This window comes from Leptospira levettii (assembly GCF_002812085.1).
GTDB classification, from domain to species: Bacteria; Spirochaetota; Leptospiria; order Leptospirales; family Leptospiraceae; genus Leptospira_A; species Leptospira_A levettii.
Window position 1 is genome coordinate 842,372 of the sequence record NZ_NPDM01000001.1, and the last position, 20,712, is coordinate 863,083.

Sequence of the window (20,712 nt, forward strand, 5' to 3'; positions counted from 1 at the left end):
ATATTGAAAGAGACAAAAGGGTCACACGACTATGAAGATTATTAAGTATCTCCTTATTCTCCAACTGGTGTCCGGCTTTAGTGTGCTTTTCGCACAAACTCAGCCTGCGAACGCTCAAGAAAGCCAAGCGGCTAAAGACCAAGTCGACGAACTTCTCAAAGGCGAACTCGTTCCTGAGAATGACGATGCGGAACTCACTGAAGACCAAAAGAAAAGAAAGAAAGAAATTATGGAACAGGAATCTCTTTGGAAGAACCCTGATTTCAAAGGGTATAACAAAACTTTCCAAGAGTTACACCAACTTTCTAAAACTTTCGCGAACAACCAATTCCGTTTGGCTCTTTCAAACTACCAATCTGGTGTTAACACCATTATGAAAAATAGAGATTGGGTTGAACAGTACCGCAAAGAAGAAGCTGAGAAAAAACGCTTAGATGAAAAATGGTACTGGCAAAAAGTAGATCGTAAAGCAAGAGAAGAGCGTGTTGTTTACCGTGAAAAAATGAAAGCGAAACAAGATGCACTTAACTACTTCTCTAAAGCGATCAATCACCTTGACGAAATTAAAAACCCTGACTTAAGAGAAAGACCTGAGTTCAAAAGACTTCTTTCTGACGTTTATCGTTCATGGATTATGGCTGAGTATGACTTACAAAACCTTCCTCAGTGTATCCCAATTCTTGAACTTTACATCGAAATCGATGACAACGAGAAAGAATACCCTGCTCACAAGTATCTTGCAAGTGCATATAGCTTCGAAGAAAACATGATCAAAAAGACAAAAGGTCCAGATGATATGCTCTTCAAGTATCGTTACAAAAAGAACGTTCACTTATTACGTGCAACCGAGTTAAAATATGGAAAGGATTCTCCTGAATATAAACATATCGTTAACGTAATCAACCGAGATGAGGTTATTTCGGTAGCACAATAATCCCGAATACATCTCTTTCAATGAGAAAGCCCGGTTTCAAACCCCGGGCTTTTTTGTTTGGATTTCTAACAGGATTGTTTTCCTTTTCCAGATCAAAACCAGTCGCTTTTATACTATTTAATTTCTTTCAGCACCGTCTTTGTTGGCATTCGAAAGAAACTAAAGAGTCCTAACGTATACAACGTCACTGTCACAAAACAAATTCCAAAAAATACCAAACTCAGTTGTCCATAAGGATACACACTACGAAGTTCCAATACGGATCTATTTAATATCTCATTGGATCCCACGGCATACACAAGTCCGAGGAAAAACGAAATCATTGAAACAAGTAATGCTTCCCTTAGAAAATGTTTACCCATAAAACGACTGTTTGCTCCAATCACACGTAGGAGAGCAAATTCTCTTTTTCGTTCGGATTGGCTTGCATACAAAGTGGTAAACACTAGCACAAAGGATGCGGCGAGGATAAACATCGTCATCAGTGCCATCATTTGTGTAACTTTCTCCAAAATTCCCATAAAGGCTTGGATTGTTTTTTCTGTATCAATCACAGTGATATTGGGAAATTGATTCACGATGACCTTTTGTAATTGGTAACGATCCGTTCCTTGGTCAATGAGTAACGATACAATATAAAACCTAGGAGCTTTTTCCAAAATCCCTCTAGAAAATAACACCACAAAGTTGGGTTTCATATCCGCCCAATTCACCGAACGAAGGTTAGTGATTTTTCCAGAGACCTCTCTCCCTTGTACATTGAAGGTAAGTTCATCTCCAACACTCGCTTGTAAATAAGAGGAAAAATCTCGTTCCACGGAGATTTCATTTTGGCTTGTTTCTTGCCACCAACTCCCCTTAGTCACTTCTTCTGTATCATACAAAGAATCTCGGTAAGACAAAAAGTATTCACGAGTTCTTGCTGTGGCTCGCCAATTGCGGTCCATTGCATTTTTAATTGTGTCTTCTTTTTTAACAGGTTCTCCATTTACTTTGGACAAACGTGCTCCTATGACAGGAGCTACATATTGTTTCTCCACAGGGAACTTGGAGATGACTTGCAAGAGTCCCTCTTTTTGTGTTTCACGGATATCGAGAAGGAACATGTTAGGCCTTCGTTCGATCTCTCTTGCCCCACTTAACTCGAGTAAACTTTCTTGTAAGATGAGAGAGAGTGTTAAGATAAAAAGTGCTGATCCAAGTCCAATGATCGAAAGGCGAAGGGCACCTGATTTGCGTGTGACTTTTTTGGTCACAAGACTCCACTCCTTCGATAACCATCCTAATTTTGAAATTTTTTGTAGGAAAGTTCCAAAGAGTATGTACAATCCGTACACAAGGAGAGGCAAGGTTAACAAAACAAGTGTAAATAGGATACCTTTAAAAATACTTTCTGTTTCTAAGATCGCAAGACTTGTGAAAAGAAGGTAAATCAATACAAAGCTACCAAATTGCCAATAGGAAGAGGATAAATTCCCACTTGTTTGTGATTCTACTTCTTTGAGTGCCGCTAAAGGTTTTACAGATCTTGTTTCTAAGACAAGTGGAATCGAGATGAGGAGTGGCAAAATCACACCTAACACAACACTCCATAAGAGAGAAGAAGCGGAAAGTCCAAGGATTACGTTATTCCCTACCGACAAAATCCCACTGATATCTGGTAATAAAGATTGGATGAAAGTTCCAAGTAAAAGTCCAAACACAGTTCCCAATAACGAAAGGATCAGTATTTCCGAAAATACTAACAAAAGGATCACATTCGGTTTGGCACCAAGGCACATAAGAATTGCGATTTCATTGCGTTTTTCGAGTAACCTTGTACGAACTGCTGTATACACAGAAATGGCTCCGAGAAAAAATCCAGCAAGAGCAAGAAGAGCCATATAATCAAATGTGTTTTTGATGAACTGTTGGGATCCAGAATTCACTTCTGTATTGTGATAAATGGTTAAGTCTTCTTTGATAAAGGACTCAAACTCTTTGTCTTTCCAATCCAAAGTATTGGTTGTTTCAGGGAATTGTAAATAGATCGTATAACGAATGCGACTGCCTCGTTGCACAAGCCCAGTTTGGATCGCAGTGTCTTTGCGAATGATAGAACCGGGAGCTGAACCCACAAAGGAACCAACAGCACCTGGTTCTTTTAAAACAACACCTGCAAGGACAAGAAGGCTATCACCCAATCGAACTCGATCACCAAGTTTTAGCTTTAAGTTTTCGACAAGAGTAGGATCTAAAAGTACTTGGTTTGGTTTCAGATTCCGATACGCATTTTCTGGTTCGGTTTTCATTTCCCCATAAAAGGGATAACCCGTTTCAATCCCTTTGATAAAACTGAGAGAATTTTCAGAACCAGATTCATTGGAGATCATGGATAAAAATTGGATCGAAGCACTGGTTTTGGCTCCTACCGGAAGGCGATTTTTCAACAAATCCTTAGCAGAATTGGTGATTTCCTGTGGGGACTGTAAGGCAAGATCGGCTCCCATGATGGATTTTGCCTCTTTTTTGATGGCATTTGCCGTATTGTCCTTATAGGAATGGATGCCAATCACAGAACCCACACCAAGTGTGATGGAAACAACAATGAGGATAGAATACCGAAACCGTGAAAAAAGCTCACGTTTTAAGTAAAAACGAAAGAGAGAAGCCTTCATCGACTCACCTTCTTTGTTTGTTTAGTCGTTTGTTTCTGTTTGGTGGTCGTTTTTTGCGAATATGATTTGGACTTAGAGGAACCTTTTCGGCTGACTGAGGATTGTTTATTCTTTGAATCAGAAATGATCTCACCATCCTTCATTTCCAAAACACGATCTGCTAGTTTTGCAACATCGGGATCATGTGTGACCACTACAAGAGTTGTTCCTTGTTTTTTGTTCCTGTACAATAATAGGTCTAATATTGTTTTGCTATTTTTATAATCTAAGTTTGCAGTTGGTTCATCTGCAAAAATTATCTTCGGATCGTTAACAAAACTTCGAGCAATGGCAATCCTTTGCTCTTCTCCACCTGACAGTTGTTTTGGGAAGTGTGTCGCACGGTGAGACATAGACACAGATTCCAAAATGGTTTCTGCTTTTTTTAAGATTTCTTTCTCGGAAAGTGATGATTTTAAGTACAATGGAATCCCAACATTTTCAATTGCATTGAGTCCAGGCAATAATTGGAAGTTTTGAAAGATAAATCCAATTTGATCGACACGTATGTCAGCGAGTTTTGATTCATTTTGTTTGGTGAGATCAATTCCATCGAGTGAAACGATCCCAGTATCAGGTTTATCAAGGCCAGCTGCAACACCAAGAAGAGTGGATTTACCTGATCCAGAAGGGCCGATAATCGCTACAAATTCACCAGTTTCCATACGAAATGAAATATTTTTCAACACATCAATCGTTTCTTCTTCATTGTGAAATGATTTGAACACATTTTTAAATTCTAACACTAGGTTTTTCCCCCAAACTATTTACCGTCTAACACATAACGCATGACTAATATCGGGCATTTATTCAATAAAATGCCACCTAACAATGATTTTTCAATTTTTTTGATTACAGTTATCTTTTTTTTAATTCTCATTTTCGTTCCAACTCTATTGCACCTCGGCAAAAAAAAATTTAGAAAAATTTCCTTATCTTTTTGTGTGTACATCCTAATTTTTTTTGACCCCAAAGGGTGGGTTTCATATAAAGTAACTTCATCGTAGTGTTTCCCCTCTCCCGTTTTTTGGGGATTTTTGGGAAGTTATGAACAGCACTGTCGATAAGCGGACTCATACAGGTAAATATAGAATGCTCGAATGCAATACAAAGATAAATACTGCAGACTTTATGAATGTGAAAATCAACAATCTTAAACCTTGTGCGGAATGTGGCTCCGTCACTACCCTTTATCAATACAATCTCTGCAAAGTTTGTTTGTCCAAGAGTTTCAAAAAGCTTGTAAAAATCATCGACTCCGTGAGAAAGTAGAATTAACTACACTTTCTCTACGTTAGTCGATGAATTATCCATTCCAAGATATTGAACAAAAATGGCAAAAATACTGGGACGACCACCAGACCTTTCGCACAAACTCACACTCATCCAAACCTAAATACTATTGTTTAGACATGTTTCCTTACCCAAGTGGTGCAGGCCTTCACGTTGGCCACCCAGAAGGATACACAGCCACTGACATCATTTCAAGACTCAAACGTATGGAAGGATACGAGGTTCTCCACCCCATGGGTTGGGACGCATTTGGTCTACCCGCAGAACGATATGCGATGACAACGGGCATTCACCCACGTACCACCACAAAAAATAACATCAATACCTTCCGACGCCAAATCAAAAGCCTTGGACTTTCGTATGACTGGGAACGGGAAATTTCCACCACTCACCCCGATTATTACCGTTGGACCCAATGGATTTTTTTACAGATCTACAATTCCTACTTTGACCGAAAACAAAACAAAGCCGTACCCATTGAAACCCTTATCAAAACCTTTGAAAATGAGGGTTCGCAAGTATTTGAAGGAATTGAACTTCCCAAAGGAATCCAATTTACAGGTTCTGAATGGAAATCCAAATCTCGGAAAGAAAAAGAGGACATTTTGTCCCATTTCCGATTGGTGTACGAAGCTAATATCCCAGTGAATTGGTGTGAGGCACTCGGAACGGTTCTTGCGAACGAAGAAGTAGAAGAATGGACATCCAAAGGGTATTCTGTCGAACGAAAACCCATGCGCCAGTACATGATGCGCATCACTTCTTACGCAGAACGATTATTAAGTGATTTATCTTTATGTGAATGGCCACCATCCACACTTGAGATGCAAAGGAACTGGATTGGGAAGTCGGAAGGATTAGAACTCAATTTCCATGTTCCTTCCTTAAAAAAAGACATCACTGTTTACACAACTCGTCCTGATACCATTTTTGGTGCCACTTATCTTGTCCTTGCCCCAGAACATCCATTGGTTGCAGAACTCACAACTGCAGAACAAAAAAAAGCAGTCGAATCTTACCAAAAAGATTGTTCTTTAAAAAGTGATCTAGAAAGAACCGAACTTAATAAAGACAAAACAGGTGTATACACTGGATCTTATGCTAGTTTGCCAACGGATCCTTCCGTCAATGTTCCTATATACATCTCTGACTATGTATTAATCTCATACGGAACTGGTGCGATTATGGCGGTTCCAGCTCACGACCAAAGAGACTATGACTTTGCCGTGAAATTCCAACTTCCCATCAAACAAGTGATTGATGGAAAAATGGAACCAAATCTTGCCTTTGATTCCAAAGAATCAGTTTGTATCAACTCTTCTTCCGCAGAAGTGCAGTTAGATGGAAAGTCATACAAAGATGCGTTCCAAACCATGGTTGTTTGGGCAGAGAAAAAATCTGTAGGACGTAAAAAAATCCAATTCAAACTCAGAGATTGGCTTTTTGCAAGGCAAAGGTATTGGGGTGAACCCATCCCTCTTGTGCATTTTGAAGATGGAACCCCAAAGGCATTATCAGATTCAGAATTACCATTGGTATTACCAGACCTAGAAGAGTTTAAACCTTCTGGAACAGGGGAATCTCCTCTTGCACTTGCGAAAGACTGGCTTGTTTATAAAGACCCAGTCACTGGTGAAATTGGAAAACGAGAAACCAATACAATGCCACAGTGGGCAGGTTCCTGTTATTATTACCTTCGATATATCGATCCAAGAAACAATGAGAAACTAATTGATCCAACACTTGAAAAGATGTGGATGCCAGTAGAAGTGTATGTCGGTGGAGCAGAACATGCCGTATTACACTTGTTATACTCAAGATTTTGGCATAAAATCCTTTTTGATTTGGGTCATGTATCCACACCAGAACCATTTAAAAAATTAGTCCACCAAGGTCTCATCCTTGGAGAAGACAAAGGCAAAATGTCCAAGTCACGAGGAAACGTTGTCAATCCAGATGATGTAGTCTCTGAATATGGTGCTGATACCCTAAGACTCTTTGAAATGTTTATGGGACCTTTTGAGATGTCCAAACCCTGGAGTAAAAATGGTGTGGATGGTGTTTTTCGATTTTTAAATCGAGTATGGCGACTCTTTCACTCAGGGGAAAACGAAACTTTTTTTGTAGAAGACATTGAACCTAATGAAGCAGAGCTAAAAACCCTACATCGTACCATTAAAAAAGTAAAAGACGATATCGATGGTTTTTCATTTAACACTGCAGTTTCCCAAATGATGATCTTCATCAATGAGTTCACAAGTAATCCGAGAAAACCTAAAAAAGTATTAGAACCATTTGTTTTGGCATTGTCTCCTTTTGCACCCCACCTAGCAGAAGAACTATGGGCAAAATTAGGACACAAGGAATCTCTAACTTACCATCCGTATCCAAAATGGGAAGAAAAGTATCTAATAGATGCTAATATCACCATCGTTGTCCAAGTGAATGGTAAAATGCGTGGGGAATTTTTAGCACCTAGAGACATCGAAGAAAAAGAAGCCTTATCCCTTGCAAAAGAAGTGGAAAAGGCAAAACCTTTCTGGGTCGGAAAAGAAATCAAAAAAGAAATTTATGTCAAAGGCAAACTCGTCAACATTGTAGTTGCGGGTTAAAATACGATAAATAATCTCTTGCAATCTAACACAGATCCCATTCTAGTAATGGAGGTTTGATTTAAATTTTTTGAGGTGTCTCGTGTTCAATTGTAGTTTTCTATTTCGTTTCTCTTCCTTATCATTTGTATTTTATTTCCTATTTTATTCTTGTTCTTCGAAATCAAATAACGATTCTCGCACTTTCTTAGAAGCCTTACTTTTATTAAATGCGTCAAAAACATGTGAAACTTCCCCCGAGTCATGTTCAATCAGTAGTTTTACTTTGGCCCAAGCCACAGAGGCAAATGTTTGGGCAGGGATTTTGTTTGCTTCCAATCAATTTGTTGCTGTTTCACAAGATGGAACCAATCGAGTGATGACCTCTAACGATGGAATTACTTGGACAGCAAGATCAGCTTCTGAAGCAAACCAATGGCTCAGCGTTGCTTATGGTAACAATATTTATGTAGCTGTTGCAAATAGTGGAACAAATCGAATCATGAGCTCCTCTGATGGCATCACTTGGACTGCACGCACTAGTCCAAGTAGTACTTTTGATTGGGTTACGTTTGGAAATGGAATCTTTGTTGCGGTCGCAAGTGGAGGAAGCTGGGCAACTTCAACAGATGGTATCACTTGGACAACCCGAACAAACCCAGGTGCTTCTGCATGGCACAGTGTAACTTTCGGAAACAATCTATTTGTAGCTGTGGCAGGAAGTGGGACCAACAGAGTTGCTACATCAACTGACGGAATCAATTGGACGCTCCAAACATCGGCTGAACTAAACGACTGGCGCTCTGTCACCTATGGAAAAGGAAAATTTGTTGCGGTTGCTAGAACAGGTACAAATCGAGTGATGACATCAACTGATGGAATCAATTGGACTCCCCATGCATCATCAGAACAAAATGAATGGTATGAAGTTATGTATGGAAATGGATTGTTTATGGCCGCATCATTTACGGGTAACAATCGAATTATGACATCCACAGATGGAATTTCTTGGACTGCACGAGCAACAGCAGCTAACAATTCCTGGAAAGGAATTGCTTTTGGAAAAGACACTTGGGTAATCGTATCGATTGATGGGACTGGAACCAATCGAGTACAATATGCTACTTGGAGAAAGAATTAATTTCAAAAACTATGCTAAAGGGAAACTTATAAACATCGAAGTTACTAGTTAAACTTTTGATTAGCAAACCTTTACCAACTTATTTGCGGCAAAAAAGAAAATAATAATATTACGAGACCTAGAATTGCAGTTGATATCCAACTGCGTTTGTGGTTTGGAATTGTCTTATTTGTATCAGTTTTTTTTAAACGGATCACAATTGCATACACCATGAAAATTCCACACGTCCATTGTAAATGACTTGGGAATATAGAATTCGAAAAGAAAACATTTCCTAACCAATATAATATTAGTGCAAATGAACATACATATGTTGAATCAAATGCAGCAAACCAGAATCGAATGGAGATTGTTGATAACAAATAAAGGAAAATAAGTCCAATCAAAATGGGAAGGAATGCGACCAGTCCATAATAGGCAAATGGGTTCATACCTAAACCAGAAAAAAAAATCCCCAAAGCGAATACAAAGGCAATCAAAATTGACTGCATTAAAGATTGTACCACGAACCTTTTCTCGATTGGCCTAAAATAACCCATTTCAATTCAAATTCACAGTGAAACTAATCTTCTCTCTCCGTCCTTGCCAAAATCAATTAACTTTCACAAGATCATGATTAGAAAACAAATAACCTAATTGATTTTACAAAATCACCATCACAAAGATCAAAACTCCAATGAGTACGATTGTGATAAATGCACCCATTAACATAAATAAGTTGGCACCTGAAGATTTTGACTCTTGTTGTTGTGCATTCCCAACTTTTTTCTTTTGAGTTTGTCCAGCTCCCGTTTTGTTTCCCGTTCCCGCAATGGATGCAGGTTTAGGAATTGCCACTTTTACTGGGTGTTCTTCTATCGAATGGAATAAATACTGATTTGGTCCTTCGGCAAAAATATGGTATTCGGTTTTGTTACTCGCAATCCCAAGGAATTTTCCCACAACAGGTTCCTTTTTGATTTTGCCTTCTTCATCAATAAGGCCAAGAATCTGAGCATTTGTGAGTCCTTCAGGAGTTTCCGTTGGAACACGGAATAAAATTTCCATTCCTTCCATTAGGTTATCAAACTCGACTCCATTGATGGGTGAGATGACTGTTTTCATATTGAGTTCTTTTGGAAAACTTGCACGAAATTGTGCAATTTGTCGATCCAAAGCAGAACCTTCACCTTTCGGAAGTTCGGTGGAAACAGATGGAACAGCAGCATCTTGTGCAGCTGGTGCCTCGTCTTCTGGTTTGGGAATGGGAAGGATGACTCCTTTCATCGGATTTTCATAACGAAACTTTGCTGTCGAAATTTTATCTACTTCGGCTTGGAGTTTGATATTCCTTCCCTTAGTTGCCATAAGAATTGGATTTTCTAAAAGTTCTGTGATATGAGAAGGATCCTTTTTTTGCCAAAGGGGTAGGAGTTCCTCTAACTTCTCTTTGGTGAAGGCTCGGTGAACAGCACGACCAATATTCTCAGAGATAGCAGGATCATACCCACCCGTTTTACCAATGTCACCTAAGTCTGTTGAAATTTGTACATGATCAGCGAACGTTCGAATCCTACGAAAGGTGGGAGATGTTCCCACAACAGCATAAAGTTCCATTATGTGTTTACGGATGGAAGATACTAAAACGAGAACCATTCCGTTCAAACTGTCCAAATCAATTTTTACTTTTACCAAGTAACCATCTGTGATTTTTCCCTGTAGAACTTCTTTCGCTTGTTCATCAGTAAACACAGCTTCTCTTGTTAATCCGAGAAGGTCTGCTTGTCTTTTTAATTGGTCTGCTTTTGTACTTAATTCTGACATTATTCTACAAACAGTTGTTCAGTAATTCCATTTGATGTTGGTATTTCATGTAATGGAACTTCCACACGCGCTACTGTTTCCTTTTTCCTTTCTGATGAGTATATTGAAAATAATCGACGATCAAAACCAGATTGAGACAATAATATTTCTACCATTGTGATTCCCATTCCCGCTCCTTCTGTACTATCACCATGTTCCATAAAGAACTCGAATAGATTATCATACTTTTTAGCATTGATAAACTTTTCTTTTACCCTTTCTGCTTCAATTGGCAATAAAGGAAAATTATTTCGAATTTCTAAATCTATTTTGTCTTTTTTGTAAATACAAGTGATTTTAACAAAATGTCCCGATTCTCTCATTTTTTGTTTATAAGTGGGAAATTTGCGTTCATTCAAACTTGATTTGAAAAGTTTCATTCCTTCTTCATAATCCTCTAATTTTTGGATATTGAGTTGGAGTTCTTCGAAAATAATTCGTTTGATCGCTGCTTTAGTAGAATTGACAATTAACTCTTTTGCAGCAGTGTAGAAGAGTTCCATCAGGTCTTCACGATCAAGGGAACGCAAAATTCGTAACAAAATGTATTTGAGTTTTGCCTCACCTATGTCTCCCATCACATAGGTGATCATGGAAATTTTTTTCCCAGCCTCTACAGCCTGATCCACAGTTCGACAAAAATCTGGACTGAGAGAAATCTCTTGGGACATACCGGTAAACTTAAAAAAATTGCCAGCGAAGTGGAGATTTGTCTAGCGATTTATGTTTTCTTCAAATGTTTACCGAGGATTTCCATCACACCCGATAAGGTTGGCTTACAAGGTAAAATCACATTCTTCAAGGTGTCGTCCACTTTAGGAATTTTCCCTTCGTGAAAGGCAAGTTTGAACTCGGTAAATTTAAGACCATTGGCAGTGGAGATCACAACAACAGATTCCCCTTGTTTGACCACTCCCGATTGGATTGATTTTAATAAACTAGCAAGTGCCACACCCGTGTGAGGGTCATTATAAAGTCCGTACAAATCCCCTTTTGCTGCAGCGTTCGCTAATTCTTCTTCCGTTGCCACTTCGACAATCCCATTGAATTTTTTCAGAACACGGATCGCTTTTTTCACGGAAACAGGATCACCAATTTGGATCGCAGAGGCTAAGGTTTTTTCTGCGGTAACAGGAGAGAACTCCGCAAAACCCTTCTTAAACGACTCATAGAGAGGACTTGCATTTTTTGCCTGAGCCAGGATGATCCTTGGCAGTTTTTGAATGAGACCAAGTTCGAACATCATTTCAAAACCCATTCCAAGTGCGGAAACATTTCCTAAATTCCCACCAGGGATGACAACCCAATCAGGCACATTCCATCCGAGTTGTTGGGTGATTTCGACAGAAATAGATTTTTGACCTTCGATGCGAAGGGAATTCATGGAATTTGCTAGATAAATTGACTTTTCTTGCGTGAGTTCTTTCACAACTGCCATACATCCATCAAAGTCAGTTTCCAAGGCAAGCACGATGGCACCGTTGGAAACAGGTTGGATGAGTTGAGCCGTTGAAACTTTGTTAGCTGGAAGTAAAATAATAGCAGGAATCCCAGCCTTGGCAGCATAAGAAGCAAGAGCAGCAGAAGTGTCTCCCGTCGATGCACAAGCGACTGCCTTAATGGGAACTCCATCAGCAATCATTTGGTTCACTTGGCTGACAAGAACGGTCATCCCTAAATCTTTAAACGAACCAGTATGTGAGACTCCGCACTGTTTGACATGAAGGCTCTTTAATCCAAGGTCCTTTGCAAAACGAGAAGCGTCATACAAATGGGTTGTCCCTTCCCCGGACGTAATGATGTTTTCCTCTTTGATTTCGGGGAGAACCCATTCTTTTTTGCCCCAAACCCCAGAAGCATTGGGAAATTGGCTCGAACGGAAACGGGATTCGAATGTGGACTTCCACTCTTCCGCTGGGATTTTTTTTAAGCTGTCTAAATCATGTTCTACATTTAGAAGTTCTCCACAACTGGAACAGGAATAGATAACCTGGTGGAGTGGGTATGTTTTGCGACAGGATTCGTTGGTACAGCGAAACTGTGCTCGGAATTGATATTTTGTAAGTGACATAGACTTCTCTAGGCTTCAGATTTACGGAAACTTCCTTTTCCATTCTTTGGAAAGGGGAAAAATGCACGAATGATTTTTATCGTTTTTTGATGGATATGGAAACAGAAACTTTAGGCCCCCACTGGTGGAGTAAAATCAAACGTTACGTGAGAAGAAGCCTCTTCGTCTTCTTATTTCTCTGTTTCTTACTATTTGTCCGTATCTTTTTATTCCAAATCTATTCTGTCCAAGGGAATTCCATGTATCCTACCTTGGAACATGGATCTGTCGTTTTTGTCTGGAAGGGAGGATATGCCATCTCTGCCAAATTTTTTGGAACGGAATTATTGTACACAGATCCAAGTATCAATAAACTAGATTTGGTCTTATTTGTGAGCCAGGAAGACGAACTTGTCGTCAAACGTGTGATAGGTTTACCTGGCGAATTTTATTCGATTGAATCAGGCAGGGTACTGATTGATTCGATGGAACTTTTGGAAAATTATCTTCCAAAAGGAACGTACACAAGTGAACCTTCAACTTCTGTATTTTTAAACAGACATCATTCTCCATTTCTTGCAATGGACAAACAAGGAAGAATCCCTCCTGGTTATTATTTATTACTCGGTGACAATCGTCAGTATTCAACTGACTCGAGATCGTTTGGACTCGTACCAGTTGAAAAGATTAAAGGAAAGGTAATCTTTTATTTTTAACAATGACAGAATACAAACTTCGTTTTAAATACATCTTCTATTTTATTTTATCTTTATTTGTCGTTTTGTTTTTCCGAGTTGTGTATCTCACCTACTTTAATGAAAACATTATCAATTTAAAAGCTAATAAATTTGTACAACGAGGAACCATTTACGATAGACGAGGGATCGAACTTGCGATCTCTCGAGAATCAGCAACTGTTGGAATTGATCCATCTAATATTTATGATCCCGAACTCACCGCACAAGAGTTAGGTCCAGTACTTGGAATTCCTACAAACAAACTGATCGAAACCATTCGAGACAAACAAAACTATTTTCTATTAAAAAGAGAAATTGAATTATCCAAAGCAGAAAAAATCAAAGCCCTTTCTCTCCCAGGTGTTAGAGTCGAAAAAGAATACAAACGAATTTACCCTCAGGGAAGTCTTGCTGCTAGTTTATTAGGATTTACAGGTTACGATGATGACAAAGCCCTTTCTGGTCTTGAAATGTTATATAACTTGGAACTGTTATCAACACCAGATGCTGAATCTTCAAAAGGAAATAATGTTCACCTAACAATAGACAGTATCATACAATACCGTTTGGAAAAATCCTTACAAAAAGCATTTCTCCAAACCGCTTCCAAACGCGGAATCGGAATGATTATGGACACAGAAACAGGAAAAATCCTGGCAATGGCATCCTTTCCCAATTTTGATCCCAATCATTTCCAAGATTTTCCAGTGGAATCCCATACCAATTGGTCAATCCGGCATGTATATGAACCTGGTTCCACAATGAAAATTTTTATCGCATTGATGTTGTTAAATGAAGGAAAAATTCTACCAGGAGAACGATTCCATTGCCCAGGTTATATTGAAATTGGTAAAACTGTGATTCGTTGTACCGACAACCATGGCCATGTCAATTTAGATGAAATCCTTCAATATTCTTGTAATGTTGGAATCATCAAGGCAGCTCAAAAAATTGACGAAGCAACTTACTATCGTTATTTGGATAGTTTCAAATTTGGCAAGAGGACCAATTTTTCCATCCACGAAGCAAAAGGGTACCTACCCCCACAAAACAAATGGAACAAAAGTACACCATACTTTTTGTCGATAGGACAAGGGGTTTCGGTAACACCTATTCAGTTGATTACTGCTGCAGCAGCGGTTGTCAATGGTGGTATTTTATTTGAACCAAGTGTTGTTTCTCAGATCACCAATTCTTACGGTGAATTGGTGCATGAATTTTCCACCAAATCTGAGTTAATAGGAATTAAACCTGGTGCAGCATCAAAAACATTAAATGCAATGGGAAAAGCGGTCTCCCAAGGAACAGGAAAAAAAGCTTATTTAGAAAACTACTTCATTGCTGGGAAAACGGGAACTTCCCAAAAAGCGAAAGCGGGTGAAGGATACCAGGCTGGTTTGTTTACAGCCAGTTTCCTTGGTTTTTTTCCTGCCGACAAACCAAAGTATGTTGGTCTCATCGTTTTTGATGAACCAGGTGGTGAGGCGCATACGGGAGGAGGAATTGCTGCTCCTGTTTTTCGTGAAGTTGTAGAAAGTATCATTCCGATTGTAGAAAGAAGTGAAAAGGCACTGGTTTACCGATTACAAAATCAAAAGAACAAAATCTTTAAAGTAGATCCCAAACAAATGCCTGATATGACAGGTCTTACCGCATCGGAAGTGATCCAAGTATTAAAACAATTAAAAGTGAAATACACTCTAGATGGATCTGGTTTTGTCAAATCTCAAGATCCAAAACCAAACACATCTATTACTCCTAACATAACTGTAAAAATTATCCTGGAACCGTAAGTGAACGAATCCTTTCTTTCCAAAAATTTAGCCTGTTTACCTTCGCAAGTATCTGAATTAATTCAAAATGATCACTCCATGTTGGAAGGGACTCATTACAAACGAATCAAATCCAAAGTTGGCGATGATACTTTGGAAATCAATGGAGTCTGGATTCACAGTCAATTTGATCCAAAAAAAGAAGCAACACGTTTTGTAGCGGAACTTCCTCACGATGGAACCGAACGCATCTATTTATTGTTTGGTGCTGGCATTGGCTATATCATACCCTATTTATTAGAAAGATCGAAAGTAACGATCATATGGATGGAACCTTTTTCCTTTCTTATCCAAGAGGCTTTGGCAAAGTTTGATTTCTCAGAAGCATTTTTAAGTGGTAAACTGGTCCTCGTTACAGGTGAAAATTTAGAAGACCAACTTTCAGACGCAGTGAAGGGTAAAGGAACACATCCTATTAGTTTTGTTCCCCACCGTGGGTCATGGCAATGGAAAGAAACAGAATACCTTAAATTGAAACTTATCGCCGAACAAATGTTTCATAAGAAGGATGTAAACTTAGCAACACTGACTCGATTTGAAAAAATTTGGGCAAAGAACATTTGTTACAACCTACCTGAATTGTCAGAGTTTCGACCTGTAGCAGACTTATTTGGCATTGCAAAGGGAATCAAAGTTCTCATTGCCTGTGCGGGTCCAAGTTTATCCGAATCGATTCCTGAAATCCTTCGTTACCGAAACCAATTTTTGTTATTAGCAGTGGACACTGCAGTTCCCATCCTTACATCTTTTGGCGTTGATCCCGATTTAATTTATTCAGTAGACCCTCAAGCCTTAAATAGCCAGTATTTAGAAGACTACAGTGGTGAAGGGATTTTAATTTTTGATCCTACTTCCACATATATTAGTTTGAGATTCGAAAAGGGACCAAACAAAGGTTTTGTGACATCTTCTCCATTTCCTTTACTCCAATTATTAGAAAAAACAGCTTCAGCAGAAATTGGTTCCGTTCCCTTCGGTGGTTCTGTTTCCACAAATGCCGCAAGTCTTGGAACTCTGATGGGAGCAGAAAAAGTGTATTTAGTAGGCCAAGACTTAAGTTTCACAAAAGGACTTGCCCATTCGAAGGGAGCAGTATTAGAAGAAAGACTAAATTACATAGAGTCCCGAAAGTTTCGTAGGGAAAAACACAATTACAAACAACTTTTTGCCCTTCCCCAAAAACAAGTTTTGGGAATTCAAAATGAAACTTATATTACCAATGAAAAGATGTTAATTTTTAAAAAATGGTTTGAAGATCACTCCAAAGAAAACCCGTGGACCAACTTAACAAAGTTTGGTGCTAAGTTAGAAGGGATGGAACATTCCAGTTTTCATATAGAATTTGAGAACACTTCCAATCAAAAACAAATCCAGTCTACAGTGAATGTAAAAAAATTGATCCAATCAAAATTAAAGGATAATACTCCATTTTTTGAACGTTCATTACTAATCGAAGATATCCAAAAGACAATCACTTCCTTAATTGATTTTCTGATCCTTGTGAAACAAGGTCTAACCGTATCACAGAGGATATACCAACAAATCCAAAAAAACCAAATCAATCCAAAAACATTTTCAGAAGATATCAAACGTATGGATTTGATTGATGAGGAGGTATCTCAAAAAAAAGGTTTAAATGAAATATTAAGTTTGGGAATCCAACGAGTGATTCTTACAATTACAGAAGGGTATGATGAACACTTGAGTTTGGAAGAAAAGGAAAACGCCCAGCTAGGTGTGGCAAAAAAATCATTACTTTTATACGAAGGATTATATGAGTCCATTCGTTCCACCAAACGGATGCTCACAAAATCCTTGTATCGTTTACAGTCTAATCTTTAGGAAGGACAGATAGAACGGTAAAGTCTACCCTTCTATTTTTGATTCGACCGGCTTCCGTTTGGTTCGTATCAATTTCTGCTGTTTCACCAAACCCTCGGTAGTCGAGTTGGCTTTGGTTCACACCATTTTTGATGAGTTCATCATAAATGAATTTCGCACGTTCGTCTGACAAAATTTTATTTTCGTCCATTTCGCCGATGAAACAAGTATGCCCTTTGACTCGAATTTTGATTCCTGGATAAGATTTTAAAGCTTCAGCAAGAGTTGCAATTTTATCAGAGGCAGTTTCTTCAGTTGCCATACTTTGTTTGATAAAACGAATTTGTAAATCGTTGATATAACGAATGGCTTTTGCTTGGGAATCAAATCGATTCGAAACGGTTCCAGATTGTAAGGTAATACGTTCTAAGGATCTTGAACTAGACTCTTGTCCTTGTGATGTTACGTTACCTGGTTTGGAATCATTAGCATTTGAATTCCGATTACAACTTCGAATGCCAAAGAATATGAGTAAAAGAAAAAATAGTACAATGAGACCGATTACTATGAATTTACCTAACTGGCTTTGTTTCGGAGTGATTTGGAATTTATTGAGTGCAACAAGTTCGTTGTATTCTGGAGTTGGTGCTACCTCGTAACCAGCTTCATCTCTGGAATCATAAATTTCCATATAAGAAGATTCGGATTCATTTACAGAGATAGATGTTTTTTTGGTTCGAGTGGATTTTGATTTAGAAGAAGACTCTTTGGTATTTGAAGATTTGGATTGGCTTTTTTTCTTTGCGGCTGGAACAGAAATCTTAGCTGCCCACTTACGAATTTCGGATCGTAAGTATTCATCTGCATCAGGTGAAAATTTAAAATTGTCGCGGATGTGTTTTACAGTTCTTTTTTCAACATCAGTATAATCACCACCATCTTTGATGGCATCAAATAATGTTTTTGCGATGTTTTTGCCAATAGGAGCTTTGCTACGTTTGGTGGCCTTCTCAACGATTTCTAACAATTCATTGTCGTATTGTTTACCATTGATGGTACGGTAATAACTTTCTGCCACTTCGAAGCTCCTTTCTTATACTATCGACCAAAGAGGTCTATCGATCCATCCTTTTCTTAGGATCAAACGCTGAAACCGTCCAGAAATTGGTTATTTTTGAGCTTATATTGCAAAGATCCACGGCTGATCCCCAAAAGTTTTGCTGCCTCTTCTTGGGTGGAGGCCCTTTGAAAGGCTTCTTTGATCCAAATTGCCTCTAATTTTTCAATCGCTAAATTCAAAGATAAGTTCTCACTTGGAGTGAGAATTTCTGTCCCTACTCCGAACCCCGATACTTTCGTCCGTGTTTCTTCCTCACGTTTGCCATCTTGTTGGAAAGAATATGGCTCAAGCACTGTCTCTTGTGGAACAAGGACTGCATATTGAATGACACTTTGTAATTGCCTTACATTCCCACTCCATGGCATTCCTGTTAATGACTTTAGGGCTTCGGTGGAGAAAGATTTGTTTCTTCCATATTGTTTATTGTATTGGTATAAGAAATGGTGTGCAAGAAGAGGTATGTCACCTCGTCTTTCACGTAATGGTGGCATACGAAGTGGAACTTCCGCTAGACGGTAATATAAATCCATTGAAAACGTTTCTTTCTGAATGTCTTCCAAAAGGTCTCTTTTGCTACCTGTAAAAATTCTGATATTAAGAACTTCGTCTTTTTTCTTTAATGTTGGATTCGGAATGGTTTTATCACTTAAAGTTTGAAATAGTTTGTTTTGTAAATTGGAAGGTAAATCTCCTATTGATTCAATGTATAAGGAACCAGTATTGGATTGTTCCAATTTTCCTGGATTGAAGATTTTACCACTAAAACTTCCAAAAAGTTCTGCTTCCAATAATTCATAACTTAGCCCAGAACAATCAACCGTATGAAAGGGAGCATTTTTCCTTTGAGAAATATAATGAAGTGCCTTTGCTACTAATTTTTTCCCAGATCCCTCTTCTCCAATCATCATGACCGAAATATCGGATGGACCCACTTGCCTAATTCTATGTTTCAAAAATAAAATGCTTGGATCATAACCTAAAATTTCTTCAACAGGATCTTCTTCCCGTTTAGATTTTTCGAAGGCTTCTTTTGCAATTCTTTCTTCTAAAATAACAATTGTTAATTGAGATGCAAATAAAGTTGCTTGGTTAATAATATCTGGTGAAAAAAAGTTAACTTTGTCTGATTCTAAATTGAGAACTCCTACAACAGAGTCTCTAGTTAGAAGTGGAATCGCAAGCTCTGAGCGAACAGTCTCAATGAGTTTTACATAATCTTTGTCTAGGAGAACATCAGGAACATAGGTAATTTCTCTTGTGGATGCAGCGCGACCAGTCACACCTAAGTTAAAGGGTAGTTTTGCGGCAATTTTTTTCTCCCAGTCCATACCTTTAGCCGCAACAATGGTAAGGACCTTCTCTTCTTGGTCCATAATGGATATACTTCCAGTTGAAGCACCAAATAAAGTGAGTGTCATATCCAAAATGAAATTCAACCGATCCGTAATATTCGGAAGTTGTTGGATTTCTTTTTGGATTTTCCTTAAGGCACCGGAAATATCCTGTTTCACAGACATGGGATTATACTTTAGCGTTTGCCTTCTGATTTGTCAGGTATTTTAAATAGGCAATGATAAAATCTTCCAGGTCTCCATCCATCACTGCATGAACGTTTCCAGTTTCAAAATCGGTTCTATGGTCTTTCACTAAATTATAAGGATGGAACACATAACTTCGAATTTGTGAACCCCAAGCTATGTCACGTTTTTCCCCTGCTTTTTTTGCGTTCTCTTCTTCTGCTTTTTGTTTTTCCATCTCATAAAGACGTGCTTTTAACATCTTCATTGCGGTATCACGGTTTTTGATTTGTGACCTTTCCATTTGGCAGGAGACAACAACTCCTGTTGGAATGTGTGTGATCCGAACAGCAGAGTCTGTGGTGTTCACGTGCTGACCACCAGCACCCGAAGATCGGTAGACATCAACTCGTAAATCTTTTTCTTCGATATTCACTTGGATATCATCATCTACTTCTGGTGTGACATAGACTGATGCAAACGATGTATGCCTACGTTTATTGGAATCAAAAGGAGAAATACGAACAAGACGATGAACTCCCGATTCACATTTTAAATACCCAAATGGATGATCCCCTTGGATGTAAAGTGTAGCATTTTTGATACCAGCGGTTTCACCTGGTTGGTAGTCCACAAGTTCTGCTCGGTATCCTTTTTGTTCACAAAATCTAGTGTACATACGAAGTAACATATCGGCCCAATCTTGTGATTCTGTTCCACCAGCACCTGGGTGGATATTGATGAATGCAGCTTTTCCATCATCTTTTCCAGAAAGAGCATCTAACATTTGTAAGTTTTCAAAAGCCTCAAACATTCTTTCAAAATCATCATTTAATGATTTTAATCCAGATTCACCCATTTCTTCTGAGGTGAGTTCGATTAAGTCAGGAAAATCTAAAAGCTCTTTTTTTAAATCCAACCATGGATCCAACTTTAATTGTAATTCGTTTCGTTTTTGAGTTACATTTTTGGCTTGGTCGGGTGAATCCCATAATTTTGGATCGTTTGCCTTTTCAATTAAGGACATCAAACGATCATAATCCTCTTGGAAATTTTGTGCTGCCCAGTAGGTTTGAAATGTTTCTATCATTTCACTTGTTTGTTTTTTTAAGTCTTTTAATGATCTGTCCATAATGTG

Annotated in this window: 15 protein-coding genes; 6 read left to right on the forward strand and 9 right to left on the reverse strand. The window is 38.5% G+C overall.

Annotation, left to right across the window (positions count from 1 at the left end; translation table 11 throughout):
* Positions 1-31: 31 nt before the first annotated feature.
* A complete protein-coding gene (fcpA, locus tag CH354_RS03860; RefSeq protein WP_100721484.1) occupies positions 32-934 on the forward strand; it encodes a flagellar coiling protein FcpA in 903 nt (300 codons plus the stop codon).
* A 113-nt stretch (positions 935-1,047) separates the two neighbouring features.
* Here the strand turns inward: fcpA and CH354_RS03865 are convergent, their stop codons facing one another.
* Together CH354_RS03865 and CH354_RS03870 are read right to left on the reverse strand one after the other, a co-directional pair.
* Positions 1,048-3,591 carry an ABC transporter permease gene (locus CH354_RS03865; protein WP_100721482.1) on the reverse strand — a complete coding sequence of 848 codons (2,544 nt, stop codon included), beginning with the start codon at positions 3,589-3,591 and terminating at the stop codon, positions 1,048-1,050.
* Positions 3,588-4,376 carry an ABC transporter ATP-binding protein gene (locus CH354_RS03870; protein ID WP_100721480.1) on the reverse strand — a complete coding sequence of 263 codons (789 nt, stop codon included), beginning with the start codon at positions 4,374-4,376 and terminating at the stop codon, positions 3,588-3,590. The genes CH354_RS03865 and CH354_RS03870 overlap by 4 nt, the downstream gene beginning before the upstream one ends.
* 555 nt (positions 4,377-4,931) lie before the next feature.
* Between CH354_RS03870 and leuS the strand changes: the two genes are divergently transcribed.
* Both leuS and CH354_RS03885 read left to right on the forward strand, forming a co-directional pair.
* A complete protein-coding gene (gene leuS, locus CH354_RS03880) occupies positions 4,932-7,535 on the forward strand; it encodes a leucine--tRNA ligase (RefSeq protein ID WP_100725460.1) in 2,604 nt (867 codons plus the stop codon).
* Positions 7,536-7,800: 265 nt separating this feature from the next.
* Positions 7,801-8,655 carry a WD40/YVTN/BNR-like repeat-containing protein gene (locus tag CH354_RS03885; protein WP_243395949.1) on the forward strand — a complete coding sequence of 285 codons (855 nt, stop codon included), beginning with the start codon at positions 7,801-7,803 and terminating at the stop codon, positions 8,653-8,655.
* Between the two features lie 71 nt (positions 8,656-8,726).
* On the opposite strand, the gene CH354_RS03890 is transcribed toward CH354_RS03885, so the two are convergent.
* From CH354_RS03890 to thrC, 4 genes are all read right to left on the reverse strand, one after another.
* On the reverse strand, positions 8,727-9,161 hold the full coding sequence (locus CH354_RS03890; protein WP_125172360.1) for a hypothetical protein: 435 nt from the start codon (positions 9,159-9,161) through the stop codon (positions 8,727-8,729).
* 136 nt (positions 9,162-9,297) lie between these two features.
* Complete coding sequence (locus tag CH354_RS03895; protein WP_100721282.1) at positions 9,298-10,458, reverse strand: LIC10486 family protein; 1,161 nt, start codon at positions 10,456-10,458, stop codon at positions 9,298-9,300.
* The gene (locus CH354_RS03900; protein ID WP_100721281.1) at positions 10,458-11,168 is read right to left on the reverse strand and encodes a hypothetical protein; all 711 of its coding nucleotides are present in this window, start codon (positions 11,166-11,168) and stop codon (positions 10,458-10,460) included. The genes CH354_RS03895 and CH354_RS03900 overlap by 1 nt, the downstream gene beginning before the upstream one ends.
* A gap of 50 nt (positions 11,169-11,218) precedes the next feature.
* Positions 11,219-12,568 carry a threonine synthase gene (thrC, locus tag CH354_RS03905; RefSeq protein WP_100721279.1) on the reverse strand — a complete coding sequence of 450 codons (1,350 nt, stop codon included), beginning with the start codon at positions 12,566-12,568 and terminating at the stop codon, positions 11,219-11,221.
* Between the two features lie 95 nt (positions 12,569-12,663).
* Between thrC and lepB the strand changes: the two genes are divergently transcribed.
* Genes lepB through CH354_RS03920 form a run of 3 tightly spaced genes read left to right on the forward strand, consistent with a single transcriptional unit; the run spans position 12,664 to position 16,958 of the window.
* Positions 12,664-13,263 carry a signal peptidase I gene (gene lepB, locus CH354_RS03910; protein WP_243395950.1) on the forward strand — a complete coding sequence of 200 codons (600 nt, stop codon included), beginning with the start codon at positions 12,664-12,666 and terminating at the stop codon, positions 13,261-13,263.
* Between the two features lie 2 nt (positions 13,264-13,265).
* On the forward strand, positions 13,266-15,077 hold the full coding sequence (locus CH354_RS03915; protein WP_100725466.1) for a penicillin-binding protein: 1,812 nt from the start codon (positions 13,266-13,268) through the stop codon (positions 15,075-15,077).
* Complete coding sequence (locus CH354_RS03920) at positions 15,078-16,958, forward strand: motility associated factor glycosyltransferase family protein (RefSeq protein WP_100725467.1); 1,881 nt, start codon at positions 15,078-15,080, stop codon at positions 16,956-16,958.
* Here the strand turns inward: CH354_RS03920 and CH354_RS03925 are convergent.
* From CH354_RS03925 to prfB, 3 genes are all read right to left on the reverse strand, one after another.
* Positions 16,948-18,015 (reverse strand): OmpA family protein, encoded by a 1,068-nt coding sequence (locus tag CH354_RS03925; RefSeq protein ID WP_100725468.1) that lies wholly within the window; start codon positions 18,013-18,015, stop codon positions 16,948-16,950. The two genes, CH354_RS03920 and CH354_RS03925, sit on opposite strands and share 11 nt — an antisense overlap.
* Before the next feature lie 62 nt (positions 18,016-18,077).
* Positions 18,078-19,574, reverse strand: a complete 1,497-nt coding sequence (locus tag CH354_RS03930; protein WP_100725469.1) for a sigma 54-interacting transcriptional regulator — start codon at positions 19,572-19,574, stop codon at positions 18,078-18,080.
* Positions 19,575-19,578: 4 nt separating this feature from the next.
* Entirely contained in the window at positions 19,579-20,706 is a 1,128-nt protein-coding gene (prfB, locus tag CH354_RS03935) for a peptide chain release factor 2 (RefSeq protein WP_100725470.1), read from the reverse strand.
* Positions 20,707-20,712 lie beyond the last annotated feature (6 nt).